The 24245-nt window shown below is 63.1% G+C and carries 25 protein-coding genes; 16 read left to right on the plus strand and 9 right to left on the minus strand.

Going from position 1 to position 24245, the window contains the following annotated elements:
• Positions 1-139 precede the first annotated feature (139 nt).
• From IPL75_02485 to IPL75_02510, 6 genes are all read left to right on the plus strand, one after another.
• Positions 140-940 carry a hypothetical protein gene (locus IPL75_02485; GenBank protein MBK9239136.1) on the plus strand — a complete coding sequence of 267 codons (801 nt, stop codon included), beginning with the start codon at positions 140-142 and terminating at the stop codon, positions 938-940.
• Positions 918-1286, plus strand: a complete 369-nt coding sequence (locus IPL75_02490; protein MBK9239137.1) for a hypothetical protein — start codon at positions 918-920, stop codon at positions 1284-1286. The genes IPL75_02485 and IPL75_02490 overlap by 23 nt, the downstream gene beginning before the upstream one ends.
• Positions 1283-1708: a hypothetical protein gene (locus IPL75_02495; protein ID MBK9239138.1), complete on the plus strand. Its 426-nt coding sequence runs from the start codon at positions 1283-1285 to the stop codon at positions 1706-1708. Before IPL75_02490 ends, IPL75_02495 begins: the two co-directional genes overlap by 4 nt.
• On the plus strand, positions 1698-3050 hold the full coding sequence (locus tag IPL75_02500; protein ID MBK9239139.1) for an STM4012 family radical SAM protein: 1353 nt from the start codon (positions 1698-1700) through the stop codon (positions 3048-3050). Before IPL75_02495 ends, IPL75_02500 begins: the two co-directional genes overlap by 11 nt.
• 146 nt (positions 3051-3196) lie before the next feature.
• Positions 3197-3457 carry a HigA family addiction module antidote protein gene (locus IPL75_02505; protein ID MBK9239140.1) on the plus strand — a complete coding sequence of 87 codons (261 nt, stop codon included), beginning with the start codon at positions 3197-3199 and terminating at the stop codon, positions 3455-3457.
• Positions 3458-3468: 11 nt separating this feature from the next.
• Positions 3469-4434, plus strand: coding sequence for a methyltransferase domain-containing protein (locus IPL75_02510; protein MBK9239141.1), 966 nt, complete (start codon positions 3469-3471; stop codon positions 4432-4434).
• Here IPL75_02510 and IPL75_02515 read toward each other — a convergent pair.
• The 4 genes from IPL75_02515 to hisH are packed head-to-tail and all read right to left on the minus strand — an operon-like array spanning position 4386 to position 8198.
• Positions 4386-5375 carry a GDP-L-fucose synthase gene (locus tag IPL75_02515; protein ID MBK9239142.1) on the minus strand — a complete coding sequence of 330 codons (990 nt, stop codon included), beginning with the start codon at positions 5373-5375 and terminating at the stop codon, positions 4386-4388. The genes IPL75_02510 and IPL75_02515 overlap by 49 nt on opposite strands.
• Positions 5372-6361: a hypothetical protein gene (locus IPL75_02520; GenBank protein ID MBK9239143.1), complete on the minus strand. Its 990-nt coding sequence runs from the start codon at positions 6359-6361 to the stop codon at positions 5372-5374. The genes IPL75_02515 and IPL75_02520 overlap by 4 nt, the downstream gene beginning before the upstream one ends.
• Entirely contained in the window at positions 6361-7569 is a 1209-nt protein-coding gene (locus IPL75_02525) for an N-acetyl sugar amidotransferase (protein ID MBK9239144.1), read from the minus strand. Before IPL75_02525 ends, IPL75_02520 begins: the two co-directional genes overlap by 1 nt.
• Positions 7566-8198, minus strand: a complete 633-nt coding sequence (gene hisH, locus IPL75_02530; GenBank protein ID MBK9239145.1) for an imidazole glycerol phosphate synthase subunit HisH — start codon at positions 8196-8198, stop codon at positions 7566-7568. The genes IPL75_02525 and hisH overlap by 4 nt, the downstream gene beginning before the upstream one ends.
• A 181-nt stretch (positions 8199-8379) precedes the next feature.
• On the opposite strand from hisH, the gene IPL75_02535 reads away from it, so the two are divergent.
• From IPL75_02535 to IPL75_02555, 5 genes are read left to right on the plus strand one after another with little or no spacing between them, the layout of a single operon-like run.
• Positions 8380-9372 carry an N-acetylneuraminate synthase family protein gene (locus tag IPL75_02535; protein ID MBK9239146.1) on the plus strand — a complete coding sequence of 331 codons (993 nt, stop codon included), beginning with the start codon at positions 8380-8382 and terminating at the stop codon, positions 9370-9372.
• Positions 9362-10552 (plus strand): UDP-N-acetylglucosamine 2-epimerase (hydrolyzing), encoded by a 1191-nt coding sequence (neuC, locus tag IPL75_02540; protein MBK9239147.1) that lies wholly within the window; start codon positions 9362-9364, stop codon positions 10550-10552. The genes IPL75_02535 and neuC overlap by 11 nt, the downstream gene beginning before the upstream one ends.
• Positions 10549-11970, plus strand: coding sequence for a hypothetical protein (locus IPL75_02545; protein MBK9239148.1), 1422 nt, complete (start codon positions 10549-10551; stop codon positions 11968-11970). The genes neuC and IPL75_02545 overlap by 4 nt, the downstream gene beginning before the upstream one ends.
• Positions 11967-12650 carry an acylneuraminate cytidylyltransferase family protein gene (locus IPL75_02550; protein MBK9239149.1) on the plus strand — a complete coding sequence of 228 codons (684 nt, stop codon included), beginning with the start codon at positions 11967-11969 and terminating at the stop codon, positions 12648-12650. Before IPL75_02545 ends, IPL75_02550 begins: the two co-directional genes overlap by 4 nt.
• Positions 12647-13591: a hypothetical protein gene (locus IPL75_02555; GenBank protein ID MBK9239150.1), complete on the plus strand. Its 945-nt coding sequence runs from the start codon at positions 12647-12649 to the stop codon at positions 13589-13591. The genes IPL75_02550 and IPL75_02555 overlap by 4 nt, the downstream gene beginning before the upstream one ends.
• Here IPL75_02555 and IPL75_02560 read toward each other — a convergent pair.
• The gene (locus IPL75_02560) at positions 13579-14487 is read right to left on the minus strand and encodes a hypothetical protein (GenBank protein ID MBK9239151.1); all 909 of its coding nucleotides are present in this window, start codon (positions 14485-14487) and stop codon (positions 13579-13581) included. The genes IPL75_02555 and IPL75_02560 overlap by 13 nt on opposite strands.
• A 182-nt stretch (positions 14488-14669) precedes the next feature.
• Here IPL75_02560 and IPL75_02565 point away from each other — a divergent pair, with 182 nt between their 5' ends.
• The 4 genes from IPL75_02565 to IPL75_02580 are packed head-to-tail and all read left to right on the plus strand — an operon-like array spanning position 14670 to position 18524.
• Positions 14670-15575 carry a hypothetical protein gene (locus IPL75_02565; GenBank protein MBK9239152.1) on the plus strand — a complete coding sequence of 302 codons (906 nt, stop codon included), beginning with the start codon at positions 14670-14672 and terminating at the stop codon, positions 15573-15575.
• A gap of 6 nt (positions 15576-15581) precedes the next feature.
• Positions 15582-16409: an SDR family oxidoreductase gene (locus IPL75_02570; protein MBK9239153.1), complete on the plus strand. Its 828-nt coding sequence runs from the start codon at positions 15582-15584 to the stop codon at positions 16407-16409.
• A complete protein-coding gene (locus IPL75_02575; protein ID MBK9239154.1) occupies positions 16394-17656 on the plus strand; it encodes an acylneuraminate cytidylyltransferase in 1263 nt (420 codons plus the stop codon). The genes IPL75_02570 and IPL75_02575 overlap by 16 nt, the downstream gene beginning before the upstream one ends.
• On the plus strand, positions 17646-18524 hold the full coding sequence (locus tag IPL75_02580; protein ID MBK9239155.1) for an N-acetylneuraminate synthase family protein: 879 nt from the start codon (positions 17646-17648) through the stop codon (positions 18522-18524). Before IPL75_02575 ends, IPL75_02580 begins: the two co-directional genes overlap by 11 nt.
• Before the next feature lie 4 nt (positions 18525-18528).
• On the opposite strand, the gene IPL75_02585 is transcribed toward IPL75_02580, so the two are convergent.
• The gene (locus IPL75_02585; GenBank protein MBK9239156.1) at positions 18529-19569 is read right to left on the minus strand and encodes a Gfo/Idh/MocA family oxidoreductase; all 1041 of its coding nucleotides are present in this window, start codon (positions 19567-19569) and stop codon (positions 18529-18531) included.
• Complete coding sequence (locus IPL75_02590; GenBank protein MBK9239157.1) at positions 19566-20549, minus strand: NAD-dependent epimerase/dehydratase family protein; 984 nt, start codon at positions 20547-20549, stop codon at positions 19566-19568. Before IPL75_02590 ends, IPL75_02585 begins: the two co-directional genes overlap by 4 nt.
• 46 nt (positions 20550-20595) lie before the next feature.
• Here IPL75_02590 and IPL75_02595 point away from each other — a divergent pair, with 46 nt between their 5' ends.
• On the plus strand, positions 20596-21291 hold the full coding sequence (locus IPL75_02595) for a hypothetical protein (protein MBK9239158.1): 696 nt from the start codon (positions 20596-20598) through the stop codon (positions 21289-21291).
• Here IPL75_02595 and IPL75_02600 read toward each other — a convergent pair.
• Both IPL75_02600 and IPL75_02605 read right to left on the minus strand, forming a co-directional pair.
• Positions 21254-22450 (minus strand): glycosyltransferase family 9 protein, encoded by a 1197-nt coding sequence (locus IPL75_02600; protein ID MBK9239159.1) that lies wholly within the window; start codon positions 22448-22450, stop codon positions 21254-21256. The two genes, IPL75_02595 and IPL75_02600, sit on opposite strands and share 38 nt — an antisense overlap.
• 36 nt (positions 22451-22486) lie before the next feature.
• Complete coding sequence (locus IPL75_02605) at positions 22487-24172, minus strand: hypothetical protein (protein ID MBK9239160.1); 1686 nt, start codon at positions 24170-24172, stop codon at positions 22487-22489.
• Positions 24173-24245 lie beyond the last annotated feature (73 nt).

Consider the following 24245-nt stretch of genomic DNA (forward strand, 5'->3'; position numbering starts at 1 on the left):
GACGCGCTTCTGAAAGACACCGTCGCCTGGGTGCGCGGCGAACAGCCCGTACTACCGCCAGACGTTTGGCGACGTCGCGCAGGGCTTTCGCGGCCTCGAAGATCTGGCGCGCCTGCCCGTGTTGACGCGGGCGCAAATCGTGGAGAACCATCGCGACCTGCAGTGTGACCCCTCGCTGCCTGCCGCACTGCAACACACCACCGGCACCACAGGCGCGTTCTTGCAGATCCATCGCGGCGTCGCCGAGCAGGCCTTCGTCTGGGATTTCTTCGCAAAGCAGCTCGAAGACAATCCGCCTCAGGGGCTGCGGCCGCTGTACCTCAATCTGATCAACGCCTATCACGGCGCCCTCACGGGCATGCCGAGCCACGCGTACGTGCTTTCGGCCGGCGTGTTCGACAGGGCCCAGGCGCAGCAGGCACGGGGGCTGCTGGAACGCACCTACGACCTTCCAGGAGTGGAGCCGCGCGTGTCCATGGTCATGGGCACCGAGCGCATGATCAAAGCCCTCACAGCGTATCTGCTGGCCGACGGCTTCGACCTCGCCGGGTCGTCGGTGCAGGTCATCACCCTGTTTGGCGGCCACGTCACGCCGGCCCGCAAGCGCCTGCTCGGCGATCTCTGGGGCGCCACAGTGAGGGACCGCTACAGCCTCACCGAGATGTTTGGCGGCGCTGCCGAAGTCGGCCTTGGCGGGCCGTGGGTGTTCGACCTCCACGTGGTACCGGAAGTCGTCCATCCCAGGACGTTGCAGCCCATCGATCACGGTATTGGCGTGCTGCTGCTCACGGCGCTGTATCCGTTCACGCAGCAGATGCCCTTCGTGCGCATTTCACCGGCGACCTGGTCGAAGTGGTGGAGCCCGCGTCAGGCCCGGCGGCCTGCAGGTGCAGTACGTGGGGCGTCTCACACGTTCGGTGATCGACGCGACCGGCGATGAGGTCAAGCCGCTGCTCCTGTCGGGGCCGCTCTACGAAGTGCTGGAAGCCGTGCCCGACCTGGCCATCACGCCGCGATTCACGGATCTCGCCGTCGGCCGCGGTCTGGAACTCACGGGCGACCTGCACTATGGCGTGGACGCCGACGCCACCGGCATTCGGCTTCGCCTCGGCCTGCGCTACGCGCCGTGGATGTTCGCCGATCGCGTGGCTGAACTGACGACGCAACTTTCAACCGAGCTGATGGCGCGGCATCCGGAACTCGCCGCGCGCTGCGCGGATGGCCGCATGACCTTTCACATCGATCCTCGCGACGGCAGCGAGGTCACACCCTACGATTCCAAATGATGACCGTGTTCCTCTCGGGGAGAATTGACGGCCTGCCCATTGCCGAATCTTCCGGCTGGCGGCAGCAGGCGGCTGCCGTACTCACGAGCGCGGGGTTTGACTACTACGACCCCACCCGCGTGATTCGCGACCAGGGCGACGCCTACCGCGCGACGCCCAACGAAGTGTTCACCAACGATCGCTGGCACCTCTCGCGCGCGGATGTGATGCTGGTCAACCTCGATCTGCCGCAGGTGCTGGACACGCGCAGCGCGCCCTTCTTCACCATCGGCGAGATGTTCCTGGCCCACGAAGCCGGCCTTCCCATCATCACCTTCGGCCCCGCCTTTCGCGGCCGCCCCGGCTACGAAGCCATCGTCACCCGAAATTTCGACGACCTGGATTCGGCCCTGCAATACATCCTTGGGCATTATGGGGAATGAGGCGCGCGACCGGCTTCGACAGGCGATAGCCGCGTCGGAGTTGCCGTGTTACGTCTACAGCTACCCGTCCAAGCGCGCGTATCGGCCGTTTGATCCGCCGGTCACGATTGAAGACGCCTGGCGCGGCGCCGAGGGCCCGCTCAACCTCTATATCCATATTCCGTTCTGCGCCTATCGCTGTTCGTTCTGCACGCTCTTCCTGACCACGTCACATGGGCCGGATCTGGTGCAGGCGTATGTGGACGCGCTCTGCCGTCAGATGGCGATGTACGGCCCCGTGGTGGGCCACATGGAAGTGATCTCGCTCTACATCGGTGGCGGGACGCCGACGACCCTGTCACCGGCGCAGTTCAGTCAACTGTTCGACGCGTTGCGGAAACACTTCCCGCGATGGGCGGCGGGCGCCGAGATCTCGGTGGAAGGGTCTCCCGACTCGATGACCGTGGAGCGTCTGGCGTGCCTCAAGCGCGAGGGTGTGACCCGCGTGAGCATGGGGCTGCAGACGCTGGACGCGGAGGAACAGAAACGCGTCGGCCGCCCGTACGCGCCCGAGGCGGTGTTTCACGCCGTGGAAGCGATCAACACGATCGGGTTCGACAACGTGAACTACGACCTCATCTACGGCCTTGAGGGGCAGCAGCGCGAGAGCTGGTTTGCCAGCCTTGGTGCGACCGTGGCGTTTGTCCCCAAGACCATCACGCTGTATCCGGTGGTGTTTCGGCCGCTCACGGTCATCCAGAAACGCGCCGAGCGCGATACCAGCGGGTTCCTGCCCGACGAGTCCAAGTACGCGCTCTACGACGAGAGCGTGGCGTACCTTGCCGGCCGCGGATTCCGGCAAGACAGCTTTGTGCGCTTCACCACACTGCCGCGCGGCGGCCTGCGGCAGGAGACTGCCGACTTCGCGGGCGTGCCGCTCCTGGGCCTGGGCGCCGGCGCGCGCAGCTACAGCGACCGTGTGCACTACAGCACCGACTACGCCGTGCGTCGCACCGCCACGCTCGACATCATTGGCGGCTTCATCGATCACGCTCACTCTCCCGACCATCCCGCCGACCGCGGGTTCCTGCTGGATGACGATGAGCGGAGGCGGAGGTTTTGTGTGCTCAATCTCTCGCTGGGCCGATTGGACCCGGCCGAGTACGCGCGCCGATTCGGCGGCGATGGCCTGCAGCATCTTGCCCCCGAGTTGGACGCGCTCGCGGCGGAGGGGTGCGTGGAGGTCATGGCCGACGGCACCTATCAACTCACGCCGCGCGGCTTCAAATACAGCAACGTCATGGGCGAGTTATTCAAGTCACCACGCGTGGACGCACTTGAGGCCACGTACGTGCCTGAGTAGGTCCCCGTCTCCCCGGCATTCAGGTATAACTGAAAGGTCCGCTGGCCGGATTACATTTCGTTTCGAGGCCGGTCAGGCCTGGGAGGTGCGCTGTGAAGACTACCACTCGTGATTCCGTTGTCAGACGCGCCGTGGACCTTCGCCGGATGCGTCAGCCACCGACGCACCCGGGCGAAATGCTCATGGAGGAGTTCCTCAGGCCTTTGGAGCTCAGTCAAGCGGAAGCGGCGGCGCGTATGCAGATGACCGCCAACCGCCTCAACGAGATCATCAAGGGCAAGCGCGGGGTAACCGCCGACACGGCGTGGCGTCTTTCGGCGCTTCTCGGCACGTCGCCGGAGCTCTGGATGAATCTCCAGATGCAGTGGGACCTCTGGCACGCGGCTTCCGCGCGCCGGACGGCATAAGCGACAGACACATGTCTTCACTCTCGCCGGAAGAACTCGCCAAGCTCCCGTTCCGCAGTTTCTGGGAGAAGGGGTATCAGGATGGTGGTGTGTCCACCATGGGTGGCCCCAACCACGACATCGTCGAACTCGCGGCGGCGTTGCCGGTGGGTGCGCGCGTGTTGGACCTGGGATGCGGCGAAGGCCGGAATGCGTTTTACCTGGCGCGGCGCGGGTGCCGCGTGACGGCCGTGGATCGATCGGCCGCAGGTATCGCGAAGCTGAAGGCGCTGGCCGAACACACGGGCGTGCCGCTTGAAGGCGTCGTGGGCGACATCAGCGAGTTTCCGATCGAGGGTGAGTGGGATCTGGTGATGGCGCATGGGGTGATTGATTACCTCGACAACCCGGTGTGGCGCCGCCTGCTGGCCGACGTGAAGGCGCACACGGTGCCGGGCGGCCTGAACGCCTACACGTGCATGTTGTTTACCGATGAATATCCCGCAGGCCCGGAGTTCACCACGGCCGGGTTCAAACACTCGCTGGCGCAAGGCGAACTGGCGGCGTTTTATGGTGACTGGTCATTGGTGCGCCACGATCGCTATGTGAAATGGGACCAGCATCCCGGCATTCCGTTGCATTGTCATCCGGTGGACAAGGTCACCGCGCGCAAACCTGGTGGCGCGTCTGCCGAGCCGCAGGTCGAACTCGTCCCGATAGGCGAGAAGACGATGCCACGCGCGCAGTTTGACGCGGTGGACATGGGGTGGACGGTGGAGCAGTTAATCGCGCTCTGCGGCCAGCCCGCGGTGGTGGACAGCTTCACGATGGACGGCCCGCAGCTGGGTGTGGGGCCGGGCTTCTCCGTGGACGGTTATCACCTGGGTCTGTGGTACTACGGCCGCGCGGTGATGCACGTGGTGAACGGCCGCGTCTGGGGGCGTTCGCTTTACGCGAGTGCGCCGGCGCGCGTGCGGTGGTCGACGCGCGCGAGGTAGTCCGCGTACGCGCGGCGCAGGCCGTCTTCAAACTGCATGCGCGGGCGCCAGCCCGTGGCGTTAAGCCGGCTGAGATCCAGCAGTTTGCGCGGCGTGCCGTCGGGCTTGGTGGAATCCCACTCGATGTCGATGTGATCGGCGCCTACGGCCGAGCGCACCATGTACGCGAGGTCGCGGATGCTGACCTCCTCGCCGCAGCCGATGTTGATCAATGGCGGCGTGGTGCCGTTCAACATCGCCGTTTCCTGATCGGCCGGAAGGTGCATCAGGTGCAGGCAGGCGTCGGCCAGGTCGTCGCTGTCGAGAAATTCGCGAAGGGGCGCGCCCGTGCCCCACATCACGACCTTCTTGTCGCCTCTCTGTTTGGCTTCGTGGAAGCGTCGCATCATGGCGGGCAGCACATGGCCGCCCTCGAGGTCGTAGGTGTCGTTCAGGCCGTAGAGGTTGGTGGACATCGCGCAGAAGTAGCGCGTGCCGTACTGGCGGTTGTAGGCCCAGCACATTTCAATGCCGGCGATCTTGGCCACGGCGAAGGCGCGGTTCGTAGCCTCCAGTGGTCCGGTCAGCAGGTAGTCTTCGCGGATGGGCTGCGCGCAGTCGCGCGGATAGATGCACGACGAGCTGAGGAAGACGAGTCGCCGGACGCCCGCGCGCCAGGCCTCGTGAATGACGTTGGCCTGGATGGCAAGGTTGTGACTGATGAACTCGGCCGGATGGTTGTGGTTGGCGAGGATGCCTCCCACCTTCGCGGCCGCCAGAAACACGATCTCGGGCTTCTCGCGCTGGAAGAAGAAAGCCGTGGCGTGTGAGTTCGTCAGGTCCAGTTCAGCGCTCGTGCGCGTGATGACATTCGAGTACCCGCGCGCGCGCAGGGCGCGTTCGAGTGCCGACCCGGCAAGCCCGGTATGCCCGGCAACGTAGACTCGTGAATCAGGCGTCATGTCACAGCGACCAGCGGCCAAGGGTCACATAAAAGTATAGCCGTTGCCGCAAGGCCCTCAAGGGGTGCCGGGCGAAGCGTTGGGCCCGATAGCCCAGGCCGCGGAACCGTTCCAGCCCAGACGCCGGCCGCCCTCGCAGGTGGTTTCGGATGGCCTCGGCATCCTGCACACGATCCTGTCGCGACACCGCCGCGCCCGTAATGGACTCGGAGTGCAGCCGAAAGGCCGCCAGGTGTTCGTCCAGAGTGTGAAACGTCGCGCCTGCCGTGGCCATGTCGGCCCACAATTCCATGTCCCAGGTAGACCGGCTGGTCTTGAAGCCGCGGGCTTTGTCGAACCACGATCGTCGAAAGAAGGTGGCCGGCTGGAACAGGACGCACGTGCCGTGAAGGAATCGATCCAGGTGCCAGCGGTCGCTGTAGACCCGCACGCCCAACTCGCCGGACGTATTCGCGAAATAGCCGTGACCCGAGATTACGTCGGCCGCCGGCTGTGCGGTCCACGACCTCACGCGTCCATTCGAGGACGTCGCGGCCGGTGGCCTCGCGCGCGTTGTCAATCAACACGTCCCATCCGCCGCCTAGTCGCCGCTTGGCGTCGATCGCCGCCACCACACACTGAGAGCCGAAACTGCGGGCAATGTCGGTGACCAGTGCCGGGTTGCGAACGGCGGCTGAGTTGACCGCCACCCTGTCAGCGCCGGCCCGAAGGAGCTCATCCACATCCTGAAGGGTGCGAACGCCGCCGCCCACGGTCAACGGGATGAAGGCGGCCTGTGCCGTCCGCTCGACCACGGATCGTGTGTTGTTCCGCCCATACAACGACGCGACCGTGTCGATGAACAGGAGTTCGTCGATCCCAGCAGCCGCGTAGCGCGACACGAGGTCGTCAGGAGTGCCAACCACCCGGAGGCCCTCCAGGTGCACGCCTCGCACGACGTGGGGGCCCTTGATATCGAGGCGCGCGATGAGACGCTTGGCGGTCATCAGCGCACGCGATGTTTCAGCACCCAGTCACCATTCGGTGCCAAGTCCCACAGGTGCGGCGAGCGGTTCCTGTCCACGGCCTCGAAGAACTGCGGCTCGGTGATGTTGATGTACGCCAGAAACTCCGCGAAGTGTCTGGCAGGAAACTCGCCGTCGTATTTGTGGACCAGCGCGACGGCTTCTTCACGGCTGATATGGCCATCACGAATCTCATGCGCGGCATCGTTCATCGCGCGCCCCTGACCGAACTTCACGAACATCGTGTAGTAGTGAAAGCCGTCCACACGGTCATCGAGGCTCGCGTATTTCGAATAGGTGCCTTCGGACCGCACGGGGTTGGGTTCGAATCCGGTGTGCTCGACCGCATAGTAGTAGTTCTCCTGCGGTTTCCACTCGTGGTAATAGGACATGTAGTGGATCTCGATTCCGGCGTCGATCGCCGCCCCTTCGGCAATCGGGAGGTACGGTGCGAGATCCTTACGCCCCACGCCGAATTCCTGAAGCCCGGTCTCGGAGACCCCGCCGAAGAAGTGCTCCTGGCCGGGCTTCGCGGTGTAATGCGCCAGATTCATCAGCGGTGACGCGTTTTCGGCAAGCGTATTGTGGTACTCGGCCTGGTTCTCCCCATACATGATCAACGGAATGCCCTCCTGGAGGGCCACACGCGCCGCGAGGTTCTTCTGGCCAATGATGAACGGCTGGAACGGGTTCAACAGATTCAGGAATGCGAGGCGGGTGAGTACTGCGTGAATTCTGGGATTTGGTGTCAGCGTGATGTTGTCGAAACCGCCCTTGCGCAGCCACTGCTGGAAGTTTTTCCAGCCAATGTCGGTGTAGGCATGCGGCGGCCAGGTAACCGTCAGGGGATTCATGCCGTAGCGCCGCTTGAGCACGTCAGAGACGTAGGCGCTATCCTTCCCGCCGCTGCCGGGAACCACTACATCCCAGCGGTCGTGGCGGCGGTGCCTGTCAAGAAGGGCGACCAACTGTTCCTCGCGCGCCCGCCAGTCGATCTGTTTCTTGATCTCGAGAAAGCGGCAGGCGTGGCATACCCCGTCCTCGTCGAAACCGACGGTAGCGATGGTCGAGTTCTTCTTTCGGAGCTCAGGCGATGTGGACGGTCGCTGGTTCGACATCACACATCGCGTGCAGAAGATCACCTTCTCGGGCAGGCCATGCAGGACAAACGGCTTGTCACGATGGGTCATGAAGGGCTCCAGCGACAGAAATTTGCGAGGAACGCGAGCCCAGCCGCGCTTGATCGTTCCGGGTGAAACTGGGTGCCCACCACATTGGCGCGCCGGACGGCAGCCGTGAACGCCACGCCATAGTGTGCCGTGGCTTCAACGTCTTCGAGAGCCGAACAGGAAAGGGCGAATGAGTGGACAAAGTAGAAGTAGGGCGAGGCCGGTAGAGACTCAAAGAGCGGCGATTGGGCGCGGGGTGTGACCGCACTCCACCCGATGTGAGGCAGCTTCAGCTCGGCGTCCAGTGGCTCCAGCGGCGTGACTGCGCCGGGAACCCACCCCAGTCCGTGAGCGTGCCCGAACTCGCTGCCCTCGTCGGCCATGATCTGCATTCCGACGCAGATACCAAGTAACGGGCGCCCGCTGTTCTTGAACGCGTTGAGTGAAGGAATCAGTCCCGACGTCGTGAGTTTCCGCCTGACTTCGGCAAACGCGCCAACGCCCGGCAACACGATCCGTTCCGCAGCCGCGATGACACCGGGGTCTCCGCTGAGCACCACACGCTGGCCCTGTGCGGCGACGACCGTGAGCGCGTTGACGATAGAGCGAAGGTTGCCGGATCCGTAGTCAACTACGACCAATTCGGACATCGCGCCACCTTGCCCGGCGGCCACGCCAGGCCCGCCGTATGTAAGAGCCCGTCCGAAAGCCTCTGCACCGTCAGATGATTCTAGTATGGCCGGCCGCGATCTGAAGCGGCGTATCATGGGCTGGTTCAGGATGATGGAAGTCAGTCAGCGGGAGCGATCGGGTTTTTTCAAGGCGGGCTGCATGGTCGTCGCCGAGGTGGCCCAGGCACACGACGGCAGCCTGGGTGCGGCGCATGCGTATGTGGACGCCGTGGCGCGGGCCGGCGTGGATGCCGTGAAGTTTCAGACCCACATCGCGGCCGCGGAGAGCACCCCGGCAGAGCCCTGGCGCGTCAAGTTCAGCCCCCAGGACGAGACGCGATTCGACTACTGGCGACGAATGGAGTTCACCGAGCCGCAATGGCGTGGACTGGCGAATCACGCCCGTGATCTCGGTATCGAGTTCCTGTCGACGCCTTTTTCGTTTGAGGCGGTGGACCTGCTCCATCGCCTTGATGTGCCAGCCTGGAAAGTGGGGTCTGGCGAAGTGCAGAATCTGGCTCTGATTGCTCACATCGCCAGTACCGGCAAACCCGTACTGCTTTCCAGTGGAATGTCGTCGTGGGAGCATCTCACCGACGCGGTTCAGGTCGTCCGGGAGCACGGCGCACCCGTGGCCGTGTTTCAGTGCACAGCCGCGTATCCCTGCCCGCCCGAAAACGTGGGATTGAACCTGCTCGACGAAATCCGTCGGCGATACGGCTGCCCGGTTGGGCTCTCCGACCACTCCGGCACCATCTACCCCGGAATCGCGGCCGCTGCCCTTGGCGCCGATCTCCTGGAGGTGCATGTCGTGTTCTCGCGCGACTGCCACGGGCCTGACACGTCGGCGTCAGTGACGACCGACGAGTTGCGTCAGCTCGTGCAAGGCGTGCGCGCGGTGGGCGCCATGCGAGCGCACCCGGTGGACAAGGACAAGACCGCTGCGGAACTCGCGGACCTGCGTCTCATCTTCGGCCACAGTCTTGTCGCCGATCGAGACCTTCCCGCCGGTCACACGCTTCGCCGCGAAGATATAGCTCTGAAGAAGCCCGGGACTGGCGTGCCGGCTGCGAGGGTGCACACGTTTGTCGGCCGTGTACTCAAGCGCGCGATCGCCGCAGACCATTTCATTCTGGAGAACGATGTCGATTAACCGAGGTGGGGCGCCGAGAAAGATTTGCGTCATCCTGGTTGACCGGGCCAACTATGGGCGCCTGAAGCCTGTGATGCGGGCGATTGCGGAGCACCCAGCGCTTGAACTGCAGGTCGTCGCGGCGGGAACGATGGTGCTCGAACGGTTCCAGCAGCCGGTGCAAATGGTGCGCCAGGATGGATTCTCCGTTGATGCCGAGATCTATCTGGAGCTCGAGGGATCGAAACCGGTCACGATGGCAAAGTCGCTCGGCTTCGGGATCGTCGAATTTGCCGGCGAATTGCAGAGGCTCGGACCCGACTTTGTGTTGCTGATTGGGGATCGGTATGAGGCCCTCGCTGGAGCTCTGGCGGCGGCGTACCTGAACGTCCCGATTGTCCATTTGCAGGGCGGCGAGGTCAGCGGCTCGATCGACGAGAGCGCACGCCATGCCATCACCAAGTTTGCTCAGTACCATGTGCCCGCCACCAGCCGCGCCGCCCGCTACCTGCTGAAGATGGGGGAGGTGGCAGAGACGATTCTCACGGTGGGATGTCCAAGCAGTGACCTTGCGCGCACTCTCGATCGCACGCTGTCAGGCGAGATGGTCAACGAACGAGGCAACGGCGCGCGGATCGATGTCGCGAAGCCCTACATCCTTGCGACCTTCCATCCGACCACCACTGAATTTGGCAGCGAACTCGATCAGATGGATGCCCTGCTCAAGGCACTCGATCGGGTGCGCATCCAGACACTCCTGCTTTGGCCGAACATCGATGCCGGCAGCGATCACATCAGCAAACTCATTCGGGTGTTCCGGCAGGAGAACAAGGCAGACGCGTGGTTGAGGACCCGAGTCAACTTTGCGCCTGAAGACTACCTCAGGGTGTTGGCCCGTGCGGGATGTGCTGTCGGCAACTCCAGCAGCTTCGTCAGAGACGCCAGCTTTTTCGGAACGCCCGTGGTGCTCGTCGGAAACCGGCAACGCGGGCGTGAGCTTGAAGCGCACGTCAGGCGTGTGCCCTGCGAGGCGGAGGCCATAGGGGCGGCGATTCGACACCAGTTGACCCATGGGACCTACAGTCCCAGCACGCTGTATGGTGACGGTCGCGTCGCCGAGCGGCTCGTGGAATCGCTCGTGGGCCTCCGCTCATACGTGCAGAAGCAACTGGCCTACGTCAGGGACGACATCGCGGAATGAGCATCGACGTCTGCTATGTGTTTTCGAATGGGTTCGGCACCCGGATGATTCTGCAGTCGGGTGTGGTGCCACACCTGAGATCCCTGGGCATCTCGATCGCTGTCGTGTCCCCCAATGCCGAAGAACCGTCGCTGCAGGAACTGGCGAGGCGGCAGGGCATTCTGCTTGAACCCGTGCCGAAGATCGGAGGCCGCCGCATGACGCGGTACCACCGGATGCGTCGGTACATGTTCGAGGATATTCGCCAGAATCCGTCGATTTGGGCCCGGCACATGCAGGCCCGGGCGAACCCGCCGAAACATCCGCTCAAGCGGCTGCGACAGGCGCTCTACTACCCGATGAACCGGGCCTCGGTCCGTTTTCCCTGGTTTCGGCAATTCCTGAAGCGGATGGAAGCGCGGGCGCTTCAGAGCACAGAAATGTCCGAAATGTTGAACCGCCTCCGGCCGAGAGTTGCCGTGGCCACCTATCCGATTGACGCACTCGACTCGTGTTTTTTGCACGAGGCGAGGCAACTCGGGATTCACACCGTCGGACACCTGATGAGTTGGGACAATGTCACGACCAAGGGGCGTTTCCCGATCGTGACCGATTCCTACATTTCGTGGGGGCCGATCATGACCGATGAGCTTCGCCAGTACTACGACATCCCGGCTGAACGCATCCACGAGTGTGGCGTCGCACACTTTGACCTTCATGTGCAGGCACCAGCGCGCGATCGGTTCGTCCACACGATGGCAGGCCTGGGTCTTGACCCCGACAAGCCCTATCTGTTCTTCGGGATGACCACCCCGAATTTTTCAGCGCGTGAGATTGAGATCGTCGAGTGGCTCGCCGGTCGAGTGCGTTCCGGGGCGTTCGGCGCGGACATGCAGTTGGTCGTCCGGCAGCATCCCCAGAATGCGCACCCCAATGCCGACCCGAACCCGCGCCTGCGACGGCTGCAGGGCAACCGCGTCGGTGTGCACTTTCCCGGGCTGGAGGAAAGCCGCCTGCGATGGAATCTGCTCGAGGCAGACCTGCAGCAACTCGCCAGCCTGATTGCCGGTTGCACGGTCAGCTTCAACTCTGGTTCGACCCTGACCATCGACGCCATCGTTCGCGACAAGCCCGTGGTGGTGACGGCGTTTGACGTCGGCGAACAGCCACCCTGGTGGGCATCGGCTGGACGGGTGCTGGGCGAGTTGCACTTCAAAAAGCTGACCGCCCTCGGCGGGGTGCGCGTCGCACACTCCCTTGAGGAACTTGAGGCGACCACACGGGCCTATCTCGCCGACCCGGCACTTGACGCCCGGGGCAGGGCGGCGACGCGCCAGGCAGAGTGTGGCGCATGCGACGGTCAGGCCTCTGAGCGCATCGCCAACGCCCTGGCCGAGATTTGCCGGATGACGTCGGCGGGCGCTGGGGTGCAGGCGTGAAGATCCTTGGCATCATCCCTGCTCGTGGCGGCTCCAAGGCTCTGCCGGGCAAGAACATCAGGCCGTTTGCGGGGAAGCCTCTGATTCAGTACGCGTGCGAGGCTGCCGATGCGTCGGGTGTGGTGGACCGGCTCGTGCTGTCTACCGACAGCGAGACGATCGCGACGCTGGCGGCTCGCCTCGGGCTCGATGTCCCGTGCCTGCGGCCGGCCGAATTCGCTCGCGATGAATCACCCATGATCGATGCGGCCCTGCACATGGTGGCCCATCTCGCCCAGGACGGATACCATGCCGACGCCGTCATGATTCTGCAACCGACGTCGCCCCTGCGCACGGCCGATCATCTGCGCCGCGCCGTGGGACTCCTTCAGGAAAATGACTCCGTCTGTTCAGTGGTGGCCGTATCGAAGGAGGCCAATCCGTTCAGCATGATGAAGGTCAGGACGGACGGCTTTCTGGACTTCATCGTGCCCGAAGCCGCCGCAATTACGCGGCGACAGGACTTGCCAACGGCCTACCGCCGGGACGGTACGGTGTTCCTGACTCGCACATCGGTTCTGGTGAATGAGAAGACGTTTTACGGACAGCGCTGCGTGCCCATGCCGCTCGAGTCCTGGGAGGCCTCCAATATCGATACGCTTGAAGACTGGACTCGAGCCGAGGCTCTGCTGAATCGATGAAGGTGCTGATCGCGGAATCCGGGCGTTTTTGCGCCGAGGCGTTGGCGGTCATCAGTGGACTTGGCGAAGTCGATGCTGCGGACGTGGACAGGGCTGGACTCCTCGCGCGAGTAGGAGACTGCGAGGTGCTGTGGGTGCGTTTACGGCACCGGGTAGATCGCGACCTGCTGAATGCTGCCGGCGCCCTGCGGGTCATCGTCACACCGACCACAGGGCTCGACCACATTGACGAGGCCGAAGTGGCACGGCGGGGGATGACGATCCTCTCCCTGAAGGGCGAGACAGAGTTTCTGAGGGGGATTCACGCGACCGCGGAGCACACGCTCGCCCTCACCCTGGCTCTGCTCCGGCAGGTGGTACCCGCGGCCGCGCACGTCGATGGCGGCGGGTGGAATCGCGACCTGTTCCGAGGCCGCGAAATTCAGGGTAAAACTGTTGGAATCGTCGGCTACGGGCGGCTGGGCCGAATCGTGGCCGGCTATTTTGTCGCCCTTGGCGCCTCAGTGCTGGCCACAGACCCCAACGTGTCACAGGACGCGATGGAAGACCACGTCGCCTGGGTTCCGTTTCGGACCCTGTTGCAGCAATCAGACATTGTCAGCCTTCATGTGAGTCTGGATGAGGCGTCAGACGGGATGTTCGATGAGACGGCGTTTGATGCCATGAAGCCCGGCGCCATTCTTGTCAACACCGCCAGGGGAGCGGTGCTCGATGAGCAGGCCCTGCTGGCGCATCTTGAATCGGGTCGGCTCGGTGGGGCTGCGCTTGACGTGCTGTGTCACGAAGACTCGACGGGCATGCAGGCGCATCCGTTGGTCGCATACGCCCGGGCTCACCGCAACCTTCTGGTCACGCCCCACATCGGCGGCTGCACTGACGAATCCATGGCCAGCACCGAGTTGTTTATGGCGAAGAAGCTGGCGTCGTTCTACGGCCGCTGACTCAGCGCCGCACTCAAGCGTTTTTGATCCAGCCTGCCGTGGTTGTCGGCACGCAGCCACGTGCGCAGCGGTTTGTGATTCGTGGGCACCCCCTGGAACGACTCGTACACGACGACACCCCGCGACAGAAGGGCCGCGACGTAACTGAACGTGCTCTTGGACATTAGCAGCACATCCGCTCGCACCATGTTGTGGAATGTCAGGAACGGAGACTCCCCAAGGTGAAACGTGATGTCCATGTCACGGAGCTCACCAAACTCGGTTTCGTCTCCCTCGGAGTAAAGGTGTACCGACGGCGTCAGGCCAAGGCTTCTGGCCGCTGACCGTGCTTCCTCCACGACAGATGCGACGTGCGCGTTCGGCGTGTATCGGTTGACGTGTTTGTTGTCGGCGCGCACATCTCCGCGCCTGACATGCACAGCGACGTTCAGTCGCGACGGGTCGTAGTACTCCGTCAGCGAGTCTTTTCCGGACGAGTAGTACTTGAGCGAGAAGCGATCCACCAGCCGCAGATACTGGTCCGGAAACGCATTCGCGTACTCGTGTGCCGACCTGACGGCGTACAGCATGTTGGGCCGGCCGAAGGGGAGTTCGGTGAGGCTCAATAGTCGCCGGCGCTCCAGATGCGGCGCCACCTGACTGGCCATAAGCTCACCCTCGCCCAGGTTGAAGAACTTCTCCCAGCTCTCCGCCAACTCTGGCCCACCGCTGACGGGCTCCTGCGACGACGGTTCGGGAGATTGGGCGATGAACTGGAACGGGGTGTGCACATACTGCAGCCCTACCCGCTCTGCGAAGAGCATTGTTGACAGGATGGAGAGCGCCTGGGCGCCGGCGCGATCCTGTTTACCGGAACAGGTGATGAACGAATTGTCCCCGGCCTGGGCCGTGTGCATGCCTCGCTTCGGATGCAGGCGTGCCAGAAAAAGAGCGCGCCTCGCGCGCTCTCGCGGTCGAAGTTTCGCGCCCAAACCAGCCAATCGCATCGGGGCTTTTATTGTTATCTCCTGCACCATGGCGGCTTCACGAAGGTACGCACCAGGGTTTATGCTTACCTCTGGCCGAATCAGATAGCACGATGTCCCAGACCTTTCCACACAACACGGAGATGTTCACCCTGGCCACCAGCGGATATGTGCCGTTTGTGCTGAATCTCCATGAGTCACTCAAGCGGGTCGGCCTGGGCGATCATCTCGTCGCGTACACGCTCGACGACGAGTCCGATCGGGCATTGACTGTGGCCGGTCTGACCTGCCGCAGATTTGCCGGCGGGGTGGAGCGCGCGTGGAGCAACTGGCGGACCACCGGCTTCCAGAAGATCATGGAAGCGAAGTACTCGGTGGCGCTGAACCTGTTGCGGGCCGGCCGCCATGTCCTGCACGTGGATAGCGACATTGTGTTCCTCAAGAATCCGATGTCGTATCTGCAGGACGTCATGGCACGGTCGTCGGCACATCTTGTGCTGCAAAGTGAGTCACCTCAGAACTCGTACAATGCGGGGTTCTGGTTCGCGAGCCCGGCACCTCAGGTCATCGAGGTGTTCTCTGACATCCAGTCCACGCTGCGGCGCGAGGAGCACTGGACGTGTGACCAGAGGCTCCTCAACGAGCGGGTGCGTCAGAGTAACGTCCTGAAAACACATGCTCTGGACCCGGCGCTGTTCGCGTGCGGCAACCAGTTCCTGGAAGAAAAGCGCAAGCGGCATTTCGATCCCGCCGGCCCGCCGTTTGATACGGAGGCCGCCTACCTGCTGCATTTCAATTTCATCATCGGCATGGAAACAAAGGTTCTGGCCATGAAGAAACATGGCGCCTTGATGTTTCCCGGCCTAGAGCAGTACGGGCCAAGTTTTCGACGCACCTGCATTCGCCGCGCCGAGGCGGTGCGAACGGCCCTGTCAGGACAGCCCGTCACCGCCTGGCCCCGATTGCTCTCAAGACTTGTTGGCGATCAGGCTGGCAAGCGCCCGGCCAGGATTGGCTGAGTGCCGATGTCGATTCTTGAATCCTTCAAATTAACGGACCGCGTAGCGGTCGTGACGGGTGGGGCGGGGTTGCTTGGCGCCGAGTTCGCCAGGACGCTGGCTGAGGCCGGTGCGGCTGTGGTCATTGTTGATCTGAACGCCAGCGCTGCCACCGCGGGAGCGGCCGCAATCCTGGAACTCGGCGGCAAAGCGACGGCGATCGCGACCGATATCACGAGCCCCGAGTCTGTGGCGGCCATGGTTCACGTCGTCCTGTCGACGTTTGGCCGGCTCGATATCCTTGTCAACAGTGCGGCCCTGGATCCGAAGTTTGATCCAGCTGCAATCGCGGGTGGGATTGCGCCGGGCGGGTTCGAAGACTATCCGCTCGATTTGTGGAACGCCGCGATGAAGGTCAACCTGACCGGCACCTTTCTGGTCACACAGGCATGTGTCAAACCGATGGTCGCGCGCGGTCAGAAGGGCAGTATCGTCAATATCTGCTCCACGTATGGGCTCGATGGCCCTGACCAGCGCATCTATGTGACCAACGGTGATCGGGTCGCATTCAAGCCGGTGGACTATCCCGTGACCAAGGCTGGCGTGATGGGTTTTACGCGGTATCTCGCCGCGTACTACGCAGGGACGCAGATTCGCGTCAATGCACTCACACCTGGCGGCGTGTTTCACGGGCATGAGGAAGCGTTCGTGAAGAATTACTCGGCAAAGACGATGCTCGGACGTATGGCCCGCAGGCACGAGATGAACGGGGCGCTGCTCTTCCTGGCCTCGGATGCGTCGTCTTACATGACCGGTAGCAACGTCGTCGTCGATGGTGGATGGACGGCGTGGTAGAGCGTCCCAGGCCACACGCGCTGGCTCTCATTCCCGCACGCGGAGGTTCCAAGGGTATTCCCGGCAAGAACATCCGCGAGTTCGCCGGGTATCAGCTGATTGCCTGGAGTATCGCGGCGGCCAGGGAGTCGACGCTGGTGACTCGAGTTGTGGTCTCGACCGATGATCCTGAGATCGCCGCAGTGGCGCGCACCTTTGGGGCCGAGGTGCCTTTCTTGCGCCCATCGGAACTGGCGCAGGACCACACCACGGACTTTCCCGTCGTTGAACATGCCCTGCAAGCGCTGGCAGAGCTCGACGGCTATCGGCCCGACGTCGTCGTGCAGTTGCGGCCCACGTCACCCATTCGTCCGTGCGGCCTGGTGGACGATGCGCTTCGCATCCTGCGTGAACATGAGGACGCGGATTGCGTTCGTGGCGTCGTGCCCGCGGCTCAGAATCCGTTCAAGATGTGGCGTTGTGATGGGGAACACCAACCCTTGCGGCCCCTGTTGGCAGTCGAAGGCATTCCTGAGCCGTACAATGCGCCTCGTCAGATCCTGCCGCCGGTCTACTGGCAAACCGGGCAGATCGATGTGATCCGCGCGACAACCATCACCCGGAAGCGCTCATTGACGGGAGACGTGGTCTATCCGATTGTGATCGCAGCCGGGTATGCGGCGGACATCGATACGCCGGCCGACTGGAAGAGGTGCGAGGCGCTCGTGTATAGCGGGCTTCGGATGACGTCCCCAGGCAAGGCGCGGCGTCCGATGCCCGGCACCATCAAGCTGATCGTCACCGATTTTGACGGTGTCATCACGGACGCACGGGTCTGGACCGACGAAAGCGGTCGGGAGATGGTGGTGGCGTCACGATCGGACTCGATGCGCATCGGCGAATTGAAGCAGCGCGGCATCGATGTTGTGGTCCTCTCATCCGAGGTGAATCCTGTCGTGAAAGCCAGGGCCACAAAGATGGGAATCGAAGCGGTGCATGGGATGGGGCTGGCAGAGAAGGGCGACGCCCTGAAGACGTTCCTCGCCAACAAAGGTGTGGCACCCGAACACGTCGTGTATCTGGGCAATGATTTTAATGACCTGCCATGCTTCGAAATCGCAGGCTGGTCCGTGGCCGTGGCAGACGCCTACCCGGAGGCCCGAAGGGCGGCGGACCTCGTACTCACTACAAACGGGGGCTACGGCGCCCTGCGTGAATTGTGCGATGTGGTGTTGAACGCACAGTCAGGAGCTTCCACTGGCTCGTGAAATCTGGTTCGGGAAGCGGCGGATCGGCGACGGTTGCCCCACCTATGTCATCGCAGAGGTGGGGATCAATCACAACGGTGATCTGGACATTGCCAAGCGGCTCATCGACGCGGCCGCGAAGGCTGGTGCCGATGCGGTCAAGTTCCAGAAGCGAACGCCGGAGGTCTCCACGCCGCTCGAACAACGCGACCAGATGCGCGAGACACCCTGGGGATACATTTCGTATCTTGAGTACCGCCACCGCGTCGAGTTCAGTGCTGAGCAATATGGCGAGATCGACCGCTATTGCCGGGACAGACACATTGATTGGATGGTCTCGGTCTGGGACGAACCGTCGGTGGACTTCATGGAGCGCTTTGATACCCCTGCGTACAAGGTCCCCTCAGCAGCACTGACCGATCATCAATTGCTGAAGCATGTGCGCCAGTCAGGCAAGCCCATCGTCATTTCAACCGGCATGTCCACAATGGAGCAGATCCATCAGGCCGTCGATGTGATTGGTCAAGAGAACCTCCTCATCATGCACTGCAACAGCTCGTATCCCTGCGAACCGGAGGAGCTGAATCTCAGGATGATCGAAACGCTCAGCCGGGAATTTCCGATCAACCCGATCGGATATTCCGGGCACGAGGTGGGCCTCGTGCCCTCGGCGGTGGCCGTGGCACTGGGCGCCGCGGCGATCGAACGACACATCACGCTTGACCGTGCCATGTGGGGGAGCGATCAAGCCGCCTCAGTGGAGCCGAGCGGTTTTGAGCGGCTGGTGAAGTACATCCGCGTCACCGAGGTCTCGCTGGGTGATGGGCTGAAACGCGTGTACGAATCAGAGCTGGGTTCGATGAAGCGGCTGCGCCGAAGCCGCCCGTAGCCTGTCACATCTTCACGTCGACGACCCGTCCGGTTGTCATCGATTCCTTTGCCGCCAGCGCGACGCGGAGACTTCCGGCGGCGTCAGTGACCGTGGATATCGGCACCTCGTCACCACGGACGCAGGCAAGGAAGTGCGCCAACTGGTCGAGGAAGAGCTGATTCCGTTCGAAGGGCGCGATGGGCTCAGTCGGCATCAGTTGTCCGCGGTCATCGAAGAGCTGGAGCGTCGATTGACGCAAATCCACGAGGATTTTTCCCGCGTCCCCAAGAACCTGGCAGGTGCGAGCCGGTGGTCGCTGGAGGTAGTCCTGCTGCACATGCACCGGAACGCCTCGACCGTCCACCGTGCACTCCATCAAGATGCTCGCGGTGTCTTCCACATCAACTACAAGGCGGCTGAGATGTCCGCCGACAGCGAAAACCCGCTTCGGCGGACCAAACAGCCACGTGGCATAGTCCAATTCGTGGATCTGCGTCAGCACCACTCCGCCTCCCAGGTGACGCTTGGCGGCGTACGACTGCCTGTAGTCTTCGTAAGGGTGCCAGTCGGCGAGATGTTCTCCCACCTCGATACGGACGGCCAATACTCGCCCGATGGCGCCGCGCTCCAGCAGGGCACGCACGGCGCGCAGGCAGGGGTGAAAGCGCAACTGGTAACCGACCAGACCCGCCAGGCGATTGTCTTCGATGACGCTGATCAGTTCGTTGATCCCTTCGGTTGAGTCTGAAAGGGGCTTCTCGATGAACAGGTGGCTGCCGGCCCTGGCTGCCGCGAGCGCGACGGGGACATGCAGACTGGTTGGGTTACAGACGAACGTGACATCCGGCCGCTCCGCTAACGCCTCTGTCAGGTCGCCGAACATCCGTACGCCGAACTCCGCGTCGAGCGCCTGGTCCGGAATGACCTTCAGGGTCTCTGAGAGCACGTGCGAGAGTCCGCGCGCACGATACGCGAGGATCGTGGTGTCAGGCCCGGTCAGTGTTCTCAGGTTGCGAAGATGGCGTTGGCCGACAGCCCCCAGTCCCACCACCAGGACCTTCATCGCAGAGGGTTCCCGCCGCGATATTGATCGAAGATCCATCGGTAGGTGTGCTCAAGGCCGGTTCGCAACCGCGTCGTCGGTTCCCAGCCGAGGGCGTTCAAAATCCTGGTGTTGTCCGAGTTCCGCCCGTTGACGCCCTTGGGCGCAGACAGGTTGTATGTCCGCGTGAGCGTGACCCCGGCGATCTCCTCTACGATATCGACGAGGCCGTTGATCGTCGTCAATTCGCTCGAGCCCAGATTGATCGGGTCGATGATGTCGCTGGCAAGGATCGCCTGGGCGCCGTAGACGCAATCGTCAATGAACTGGAACGACCGCGTCTGATGCCCGTCGCCCCAGATCTCGATGGCATTTGTGCCCCGGAACTTCGCGTCGATGACTTTGCGACAGATGGCTGCCGGCGCCTTCTCGCGTCCACCCGCCCACGTCCCGTGGGGGCCGTACACATTGTGCAAACGCGCCACCCTGGTCTCAAGGCCAAAATCCTCACGGAAGTGCCGGCACATTCGCTCTGAAAACAGCTTCTCCCAGCCGTAGCCGTCCTCGGGCATCGCGGGATAGGCGTCCTCTTCCTTGAGAGGGATCACTTGGGCGTCGTGCTGTTTGTCGGCGTTGTAGACGCACGCCGACGAGGCGTAAAAGAACCGCGTCACGCCGGCACCCATGCTGGCCTCGAGCATGTGGGTATTGATCAGCACCGAGAGCATACACAGGGCCTTGTTGTGCTCGATGAAGCCCATGCCGCCCATGTCGGCCGCCAGTTGATAGACGGTCTTTGCATCGGCACACGCGGCCTCGCAACCCGCCTTCAACCGGAGGTCGGCCACAACGTTGTCGGCCTGCGGAAAGACCTGCCACCAGTCCGCCAGGGGCTTGATGTCCACGGCGCGCACCGAGTGGCCCTTTCGCAGCAGGTCGCCAACCAGATGGCCTCCGATGAACCCGCCGCCGCCAGCCACTACGATGATTTCGTCCTGCATGCGCTACTCAGAATACGATAAACGTCCCGTCCCCGGACGGTGAACCATGCCCGCCAAAGTATTCGCCATCGGTTTGCACCGGACAGGTACGACATCGCTTGCGCGGGCACTGTCGATTCTCGGATTAAGAACCAGGGATTTCCCCTGGCGCCTCTTCGACAATGTTGAAGACCCCATCCTCAATGGATTCGACGCGTTTACCGACAACCCCATGCCGCTGGTGTATCCATACCTTGACGGCATGTTCCCCGGCAGCAAGTTCATCCTGACCACTCGGCAGGAAGAGGAATGGCTCAGGAGTGTCGAGTGGCTGTTCCGCAAGGGCAGAATTCGTTTTGACCTGGAGCGAAACGGGTTGGCCGATAGCATCCACTTCGCGCTGTATGGCGCCACGGCGTTCGATCGGCGGCGATGCGCGCAGACCTATAGGGCCTATCACGCTGACGTGGCCGAATACTTCCGCGACAGGCCTCAGGACCTTCTGCGCATTGACCTGTCACTGGGCAATCCGTGGGAGGCCCTGGCGGCGTTTCTGGACGTCGAGATCCCCGCCGCGCCATTTCCCGAGTCGAACAGTCGCCATCAGGAGATTCAGCTGGCGCACTACATCCAGCACTACCGTTCCCTGCTACGGCGACCGCGAAACAGGCTGACGACCTCCATCGCCGATCAGCGGCTCAGGCCGCTGGATTCGAGGGTGCCGCTCAGGCCGTGGATGCATCTCGCAAGGCCGCAGGGCTGAGGAGGGCGGCCGCGTGCGCCACCACGGCCGTAGCGGAAATGCCACGGATGCAATGCGCCACCTCGGCCCGACAGGCCGTGCGGCAAGGTGCCAGGGGAGCCGCCGGCTGGAGGACGACGTGGCGCGTTCCCCATGGGCCAAACCTGAGCGGGGAATTGTTGTGGTCTGGCTCGCCTCCCTGCGGGTGGCAGGAGATCTCCACGACCGGGATACGACTTGCCGCCGCCAGATGCATGGGCCCTGAGTCGTTGCCGACAAACAGCGAGCATGACTTCAGGAGGGCGGCGGTCTGGCGGAGAGTGGCCTGCCCGGCCGCATTGATGACGGACGGACCAAGGGTGTCCCGAAGATGTTCACCGAGCAACCGGTCGCCTTCACCGCCCACCACCACCACATGGCCCCCGTGTGTTCTGAGGCTCCACGCGGCTACTTCTGCAAAACCGGACGTGGGCCAGCGTCTCCGGGCATTCGCGGCTCCCGGCGCGAGACCAAGGAGAAAACCACCCGGTTGAACACCGTGTGAGGCCAGCAGGTCTTGGGCAACGTGCTCATCAGTCGCTCCGAGCCAGAGTTCCAGCTGCTCCGTGTGGACGCCGGCATTCATGAATCGGATCAGGTCGAGGTTTCTCAGGACTTCGTGTTGCTCGGGACCCGCATCGCAGACGTGTGTGAGCAGGGATCGCTCCCGGTATCCCACTCGGTGACGAGCGCCACTCACAAATGCCAGCACGGAGGCGAAACGCGGATCGTCATCCCAGCGTGGAACGATCGCCAGGTCGAAGGGCCCGCTCTGCAGGTGCGCACGGACGAAGCGCCGCGCGCGTGCGGCAGCGGTGAAGGCGGACCTCGATGTCGTATCGAACGTCAGCACGCTGTCGACGTAGGGGCACAGTTCGACCAGATTGTGAATGCTGGGACGGACGACCAGCGTGATGCGTGCATCCGGAAGGGCCGCCCGGAGTTCCCGCAGGAACGGCGAGGTCAGCACCATGTCGCCGACCTCGTCGAGCCTGATGACCAGAACCCGCCGAACGTCCGCCAGTGCGATGGGCTTTGTGATCGCCTTTTCGCGACCCCGGGAGAGGCGATTCCCCAACTGCAATGCTGCGCAACCCAGGCGCGAGTCAATCGATCGGAGTACCCGCCGAAGCCCGTTCATTGGCTCATTGCCTCATTGGCCCATTGGCCCATTGGCTCATTGCTGAGCCCCCATATCCACAAACGGCTTGCCTGTGACGAACGCTTCGCAGATGTTATCGATGGCCTGGTCGCCCCCTGGTGCCAGCTCATCGAAGGTGTTGAGCGCAAATCGCTTGTCGGGCGGGTGCAGCAGCGGCAGGCGGACCTCGTACCTGAAGAACCACAAGTAGGCGAATCGCCGTGCCAATTCAATGTCGTCCTCAGGCATCGGTGTAACTGGGCCGAGGGCGTCCAGCAACCTGCGCATGTGGTCTGCCGAGTCAAGGTCCAGCGTGAACCCTTTGCCACGGTAGGTGACCGCGCCGGCAAGCCAGGGCCGAATACCCCGCAGCGCCAGTTCCAACCCGAACCGCGACGCGTACACGATATTCACCTGCGCCATCGTCGCCAGCGTGTACGAGCTGATGGGATTGTCGCCTTCGATGATTCGGATATTGGCCGGCAGCGGCGTGAAGCGATCACGAACCTCGCGTCCGACCGGCGTTCGCGACTGCAGATCCGGAGGCACCATCTTCTCGGCGGGATGCGCGCGCACCACCAGATCGATCTCGGGGTGACGCTGGGCGTACGCCACCAGCGTGAAGAGCCAATCGAACATGCTCTGGAAGCCGACGTCCCGATCGATGACCGCAATGTCCCAGGAGGTGTTGGTGTAGGCCACGACCAGCGACGCGTCTGGGCGCAATCCCAGTTCGGTGCGAATCGGGTTCTCCCCGCTGATGGGATTGGTGTTGTACGGAAACGGTGTGTTCCTGCTGCGCGCCCACAGGTCCAGATGTTCATCGAGTCTCGCGGCTTCGGCCGACGTCAGGGGGCTCTGTCTCGCGTCCACCCAAAGGTCGTCGAGGGGAATCTCCGTCGCGGGCCGATCATGGCTGAACATCATGCCGTCACGAAACGTGGCGGTGCCATCCCACGTCACGACACGAATGCCGCGTCGGCGCGCGACATCGTAGACGCACGCGGTGTTGAGCGTGCGGCCGCTGCACACACCAAGGATGTCGGGCACGATCGCGGCCAGCCACCGCTCAGCCGCCCAGGTATAAAGGGTGCCACTCACCAGCCATCGACGGTAGGCCGGGTCGCCACTGGGATCAAAGACGAAGCCACGGTGGTATCGCTGCAATTCGCGTCGCGCAAACGCGCCCACCGGCACCTGGTTCACCACCAACCCGGTCAGCGCCTCGTTGGGCATCTCACGCACGAGCGTTTCAGCGCGCTCCAAATCCTGCGGGGTGAGGTACTGGCTGAGCCGCGCGTAGTGAAACCCGAACGCCTCTTCGCGACTGGAGAACGATCCGATGCAGACCGGGCATGGCGGCCGGCTGCTGGGACCCAGGTTCAATTCGCAGAGCGGCAGCAGGCCGTCGCACAGAATGCCGTGCACCTCATGCCCTCGGAGTTCCAGGGCCTTGGCCAGACCGTATTCGACAGGCGAGAAGTGGTGCAGGCTGAAGATGGCGATGCGCTTGCGGCCGTCCAGTGCGGCATTCTGGCGAATCACGGCCGCGATCCGGTCCTGCTCGCGAACGCGAAGCCGACGCACCGGCTCGGCCCACTCGTAGGTGCCCAGCAGCGCCCGTTTCGCGGCCTTCAGACGTAGCTGCACCCCCGTCGGCAGCTGATACAGGACCGATCGCAGCGCCGACATGCCTCGGCTGACGACGGGGCTACCGTTCATAGTGCAGCTCAGGTAGTGGAACGGGCATCAGGGAGCTTCCTCGCAGCCCCGCGAAGACTAGGCCGTGTGGCAC

The sequence above is a fragment of the Acidobacteriota bacterium genome, assembly GCA_016716905.1.
In the GTDB taxonomy this organism is placed as follows: domain Bacteria; phylum Acidobacteriota; class Vicinamibacteria; order Vicinamibacterales; family SCN-69-37; genus SYFT01.

Excerpts from the sequence above, each read along its gene's own strand:
- IPL75_02495 (MBK9239138.1), top strand. The coding sequence starts at position 1,283 with ATGATGACCGTGTTCCTCTCGGGGAGAATTGACGGCCTGCCCATTGCC.
- IPL75_02500 (MBK9239139.1), top strand. The coding sequence starts at position 1,698 with ATGGGGAATGAGGCGCGCGACCGGCTTCGACAGGCGATAGCCGCGTCG.
- IPL75_02505 (MBK9239140.1), top strand. The coding sequence starts at position 3,197 with ATGCGTCAGCCACCGACGCACCCGGGCGAAATGCTCATGGAGGAGTTC.
- IPL75_02510 (MBK9239141.1), top strand. The coding sequence starts at position 3,469 with ATGTCTTCACTCTCGCCGGAAGAACTCGCCAAGCTCCCGTTCCGCAGT.
- IPL75_02515 (MBK9239142.1), bottom strand. The coding sequence starts at position 5,375 with ATGACGCCTGATTCACGAGTCTACGTTGCCGGGCATACCGGGCTTGCC.
- IPL75_02520 (MBK9239143.1), bottom strand. The coding sequence starts at position 6,361 with ATGACCGCCAAGCGTCTCATCGCGCGCCTCGATATCAAGGGCCCCCAC.
- IPL75_02525 (MBK9239144.1), bottom strand. The coding sequence starts at position 7,569 with ATGACCCATCGTGACAAGCCGTTTGTCCTGCATGGCCTGCCCGAGAAG.
- hisH (MBK9239145.1), bottom strand. The coding sequence starts at position 8,198 with ATGTCCGAATTGGTCGTAGTTGACTACGGATCCGGCAACCTTCGCTCT.
- IPL75_02535 (MBK9239146.1), top strand. The coding sequence starts at position 8,380 with ATGGTCGTCGCCGAGGTGGCCCAGGCACACGACGGCAGCCTGGGTGCG.
- neuC (MBK9239147.1), top strand. The coding sequence starts at position 9,362 with ATGTCGATTAACCGAGGTGGGGCGCCGAGAAAGATTTGCGTCATCCTG.
- IPL75_02545 (MBK9239148.1), top strand. The coding sequence starts at position 10,549 with ATGAGCATCGACGTCTGCTATGTGTTTTCGAATGGGTTCGGCACCCGG.
- IPL75_02555 (MBK9239150.1), top strand. The coding sequence starts at position 12,647 with ATGAAGGTGCTGATCGCGGAATCCGGGCGTTTTTGCGCCGAGGCGTTG.
- IPL75_02560 (MBK9239151.1), bottom strand. The coding sequence starts at position 14,487 with ATGCACACGGCCCAGGCCGGGGACAATTCGTTCATCACCTGTTCCGGT.
- IPL75_02565 (MBK9239152.1), top strand. The coding sequence starts at position 14,670 with ATGTCCCAGACCTTTCCACACAACACGGAGATGTTCACCCTGGCCACC.
- IPL75_02570 (MBK9239153.1), top strand. The coding sequence starts at position 15,582 with ATGTCGATTCTTGAATCCTTCAAATTAACGGACCGCGTAGCGGTCGTG.
- IPL75_02575 (MBK9239154.1), top strand. The coding sequence starts at position 16,394 with ATGGACGGCGTGGTAGAGCGTCCCAGGCCACACGCGCTGGCTCTCATT.
- IPL75_02585 (MBK9239156.1), bottom strand. The coding sequence starts at position 19,569 with ATGAAGGTCCTGGTGGTGGGACTGGGGGCTGTCGGCCAACGCCATCTT.
- IPL75_02590 (MBK9239157.1), bottom strand. The coding sequence starts at position 20,549 with ATGCAGGACGAAATCATCGTAGTGGCTGGCGGCGGCGGGTTCATCGGA.
- IPL75_02595 (MBK9239158.1), top strand. The coding sequence starts at position 20,596 with ATGCCCGCCAAAGTATTCGCCATCGGTTTGCACCGGACAGGTACGACA.
- IPL75_02600 (MBK9239159.1), bottom strand. The coding sequence starts at position 22,450 with ATGAACGGGCTTCGGCGGGTACTCCGATCGATTGACTCGCGCCTGGGT.
- IPL75_02605 (MBK9239160.1), bottom strand. The coding sequence starts at position 24,172 with ATGAACGGTAGCCCCGTCGTCAGCCGAGGCATGTCGGCGCTGCGATCG.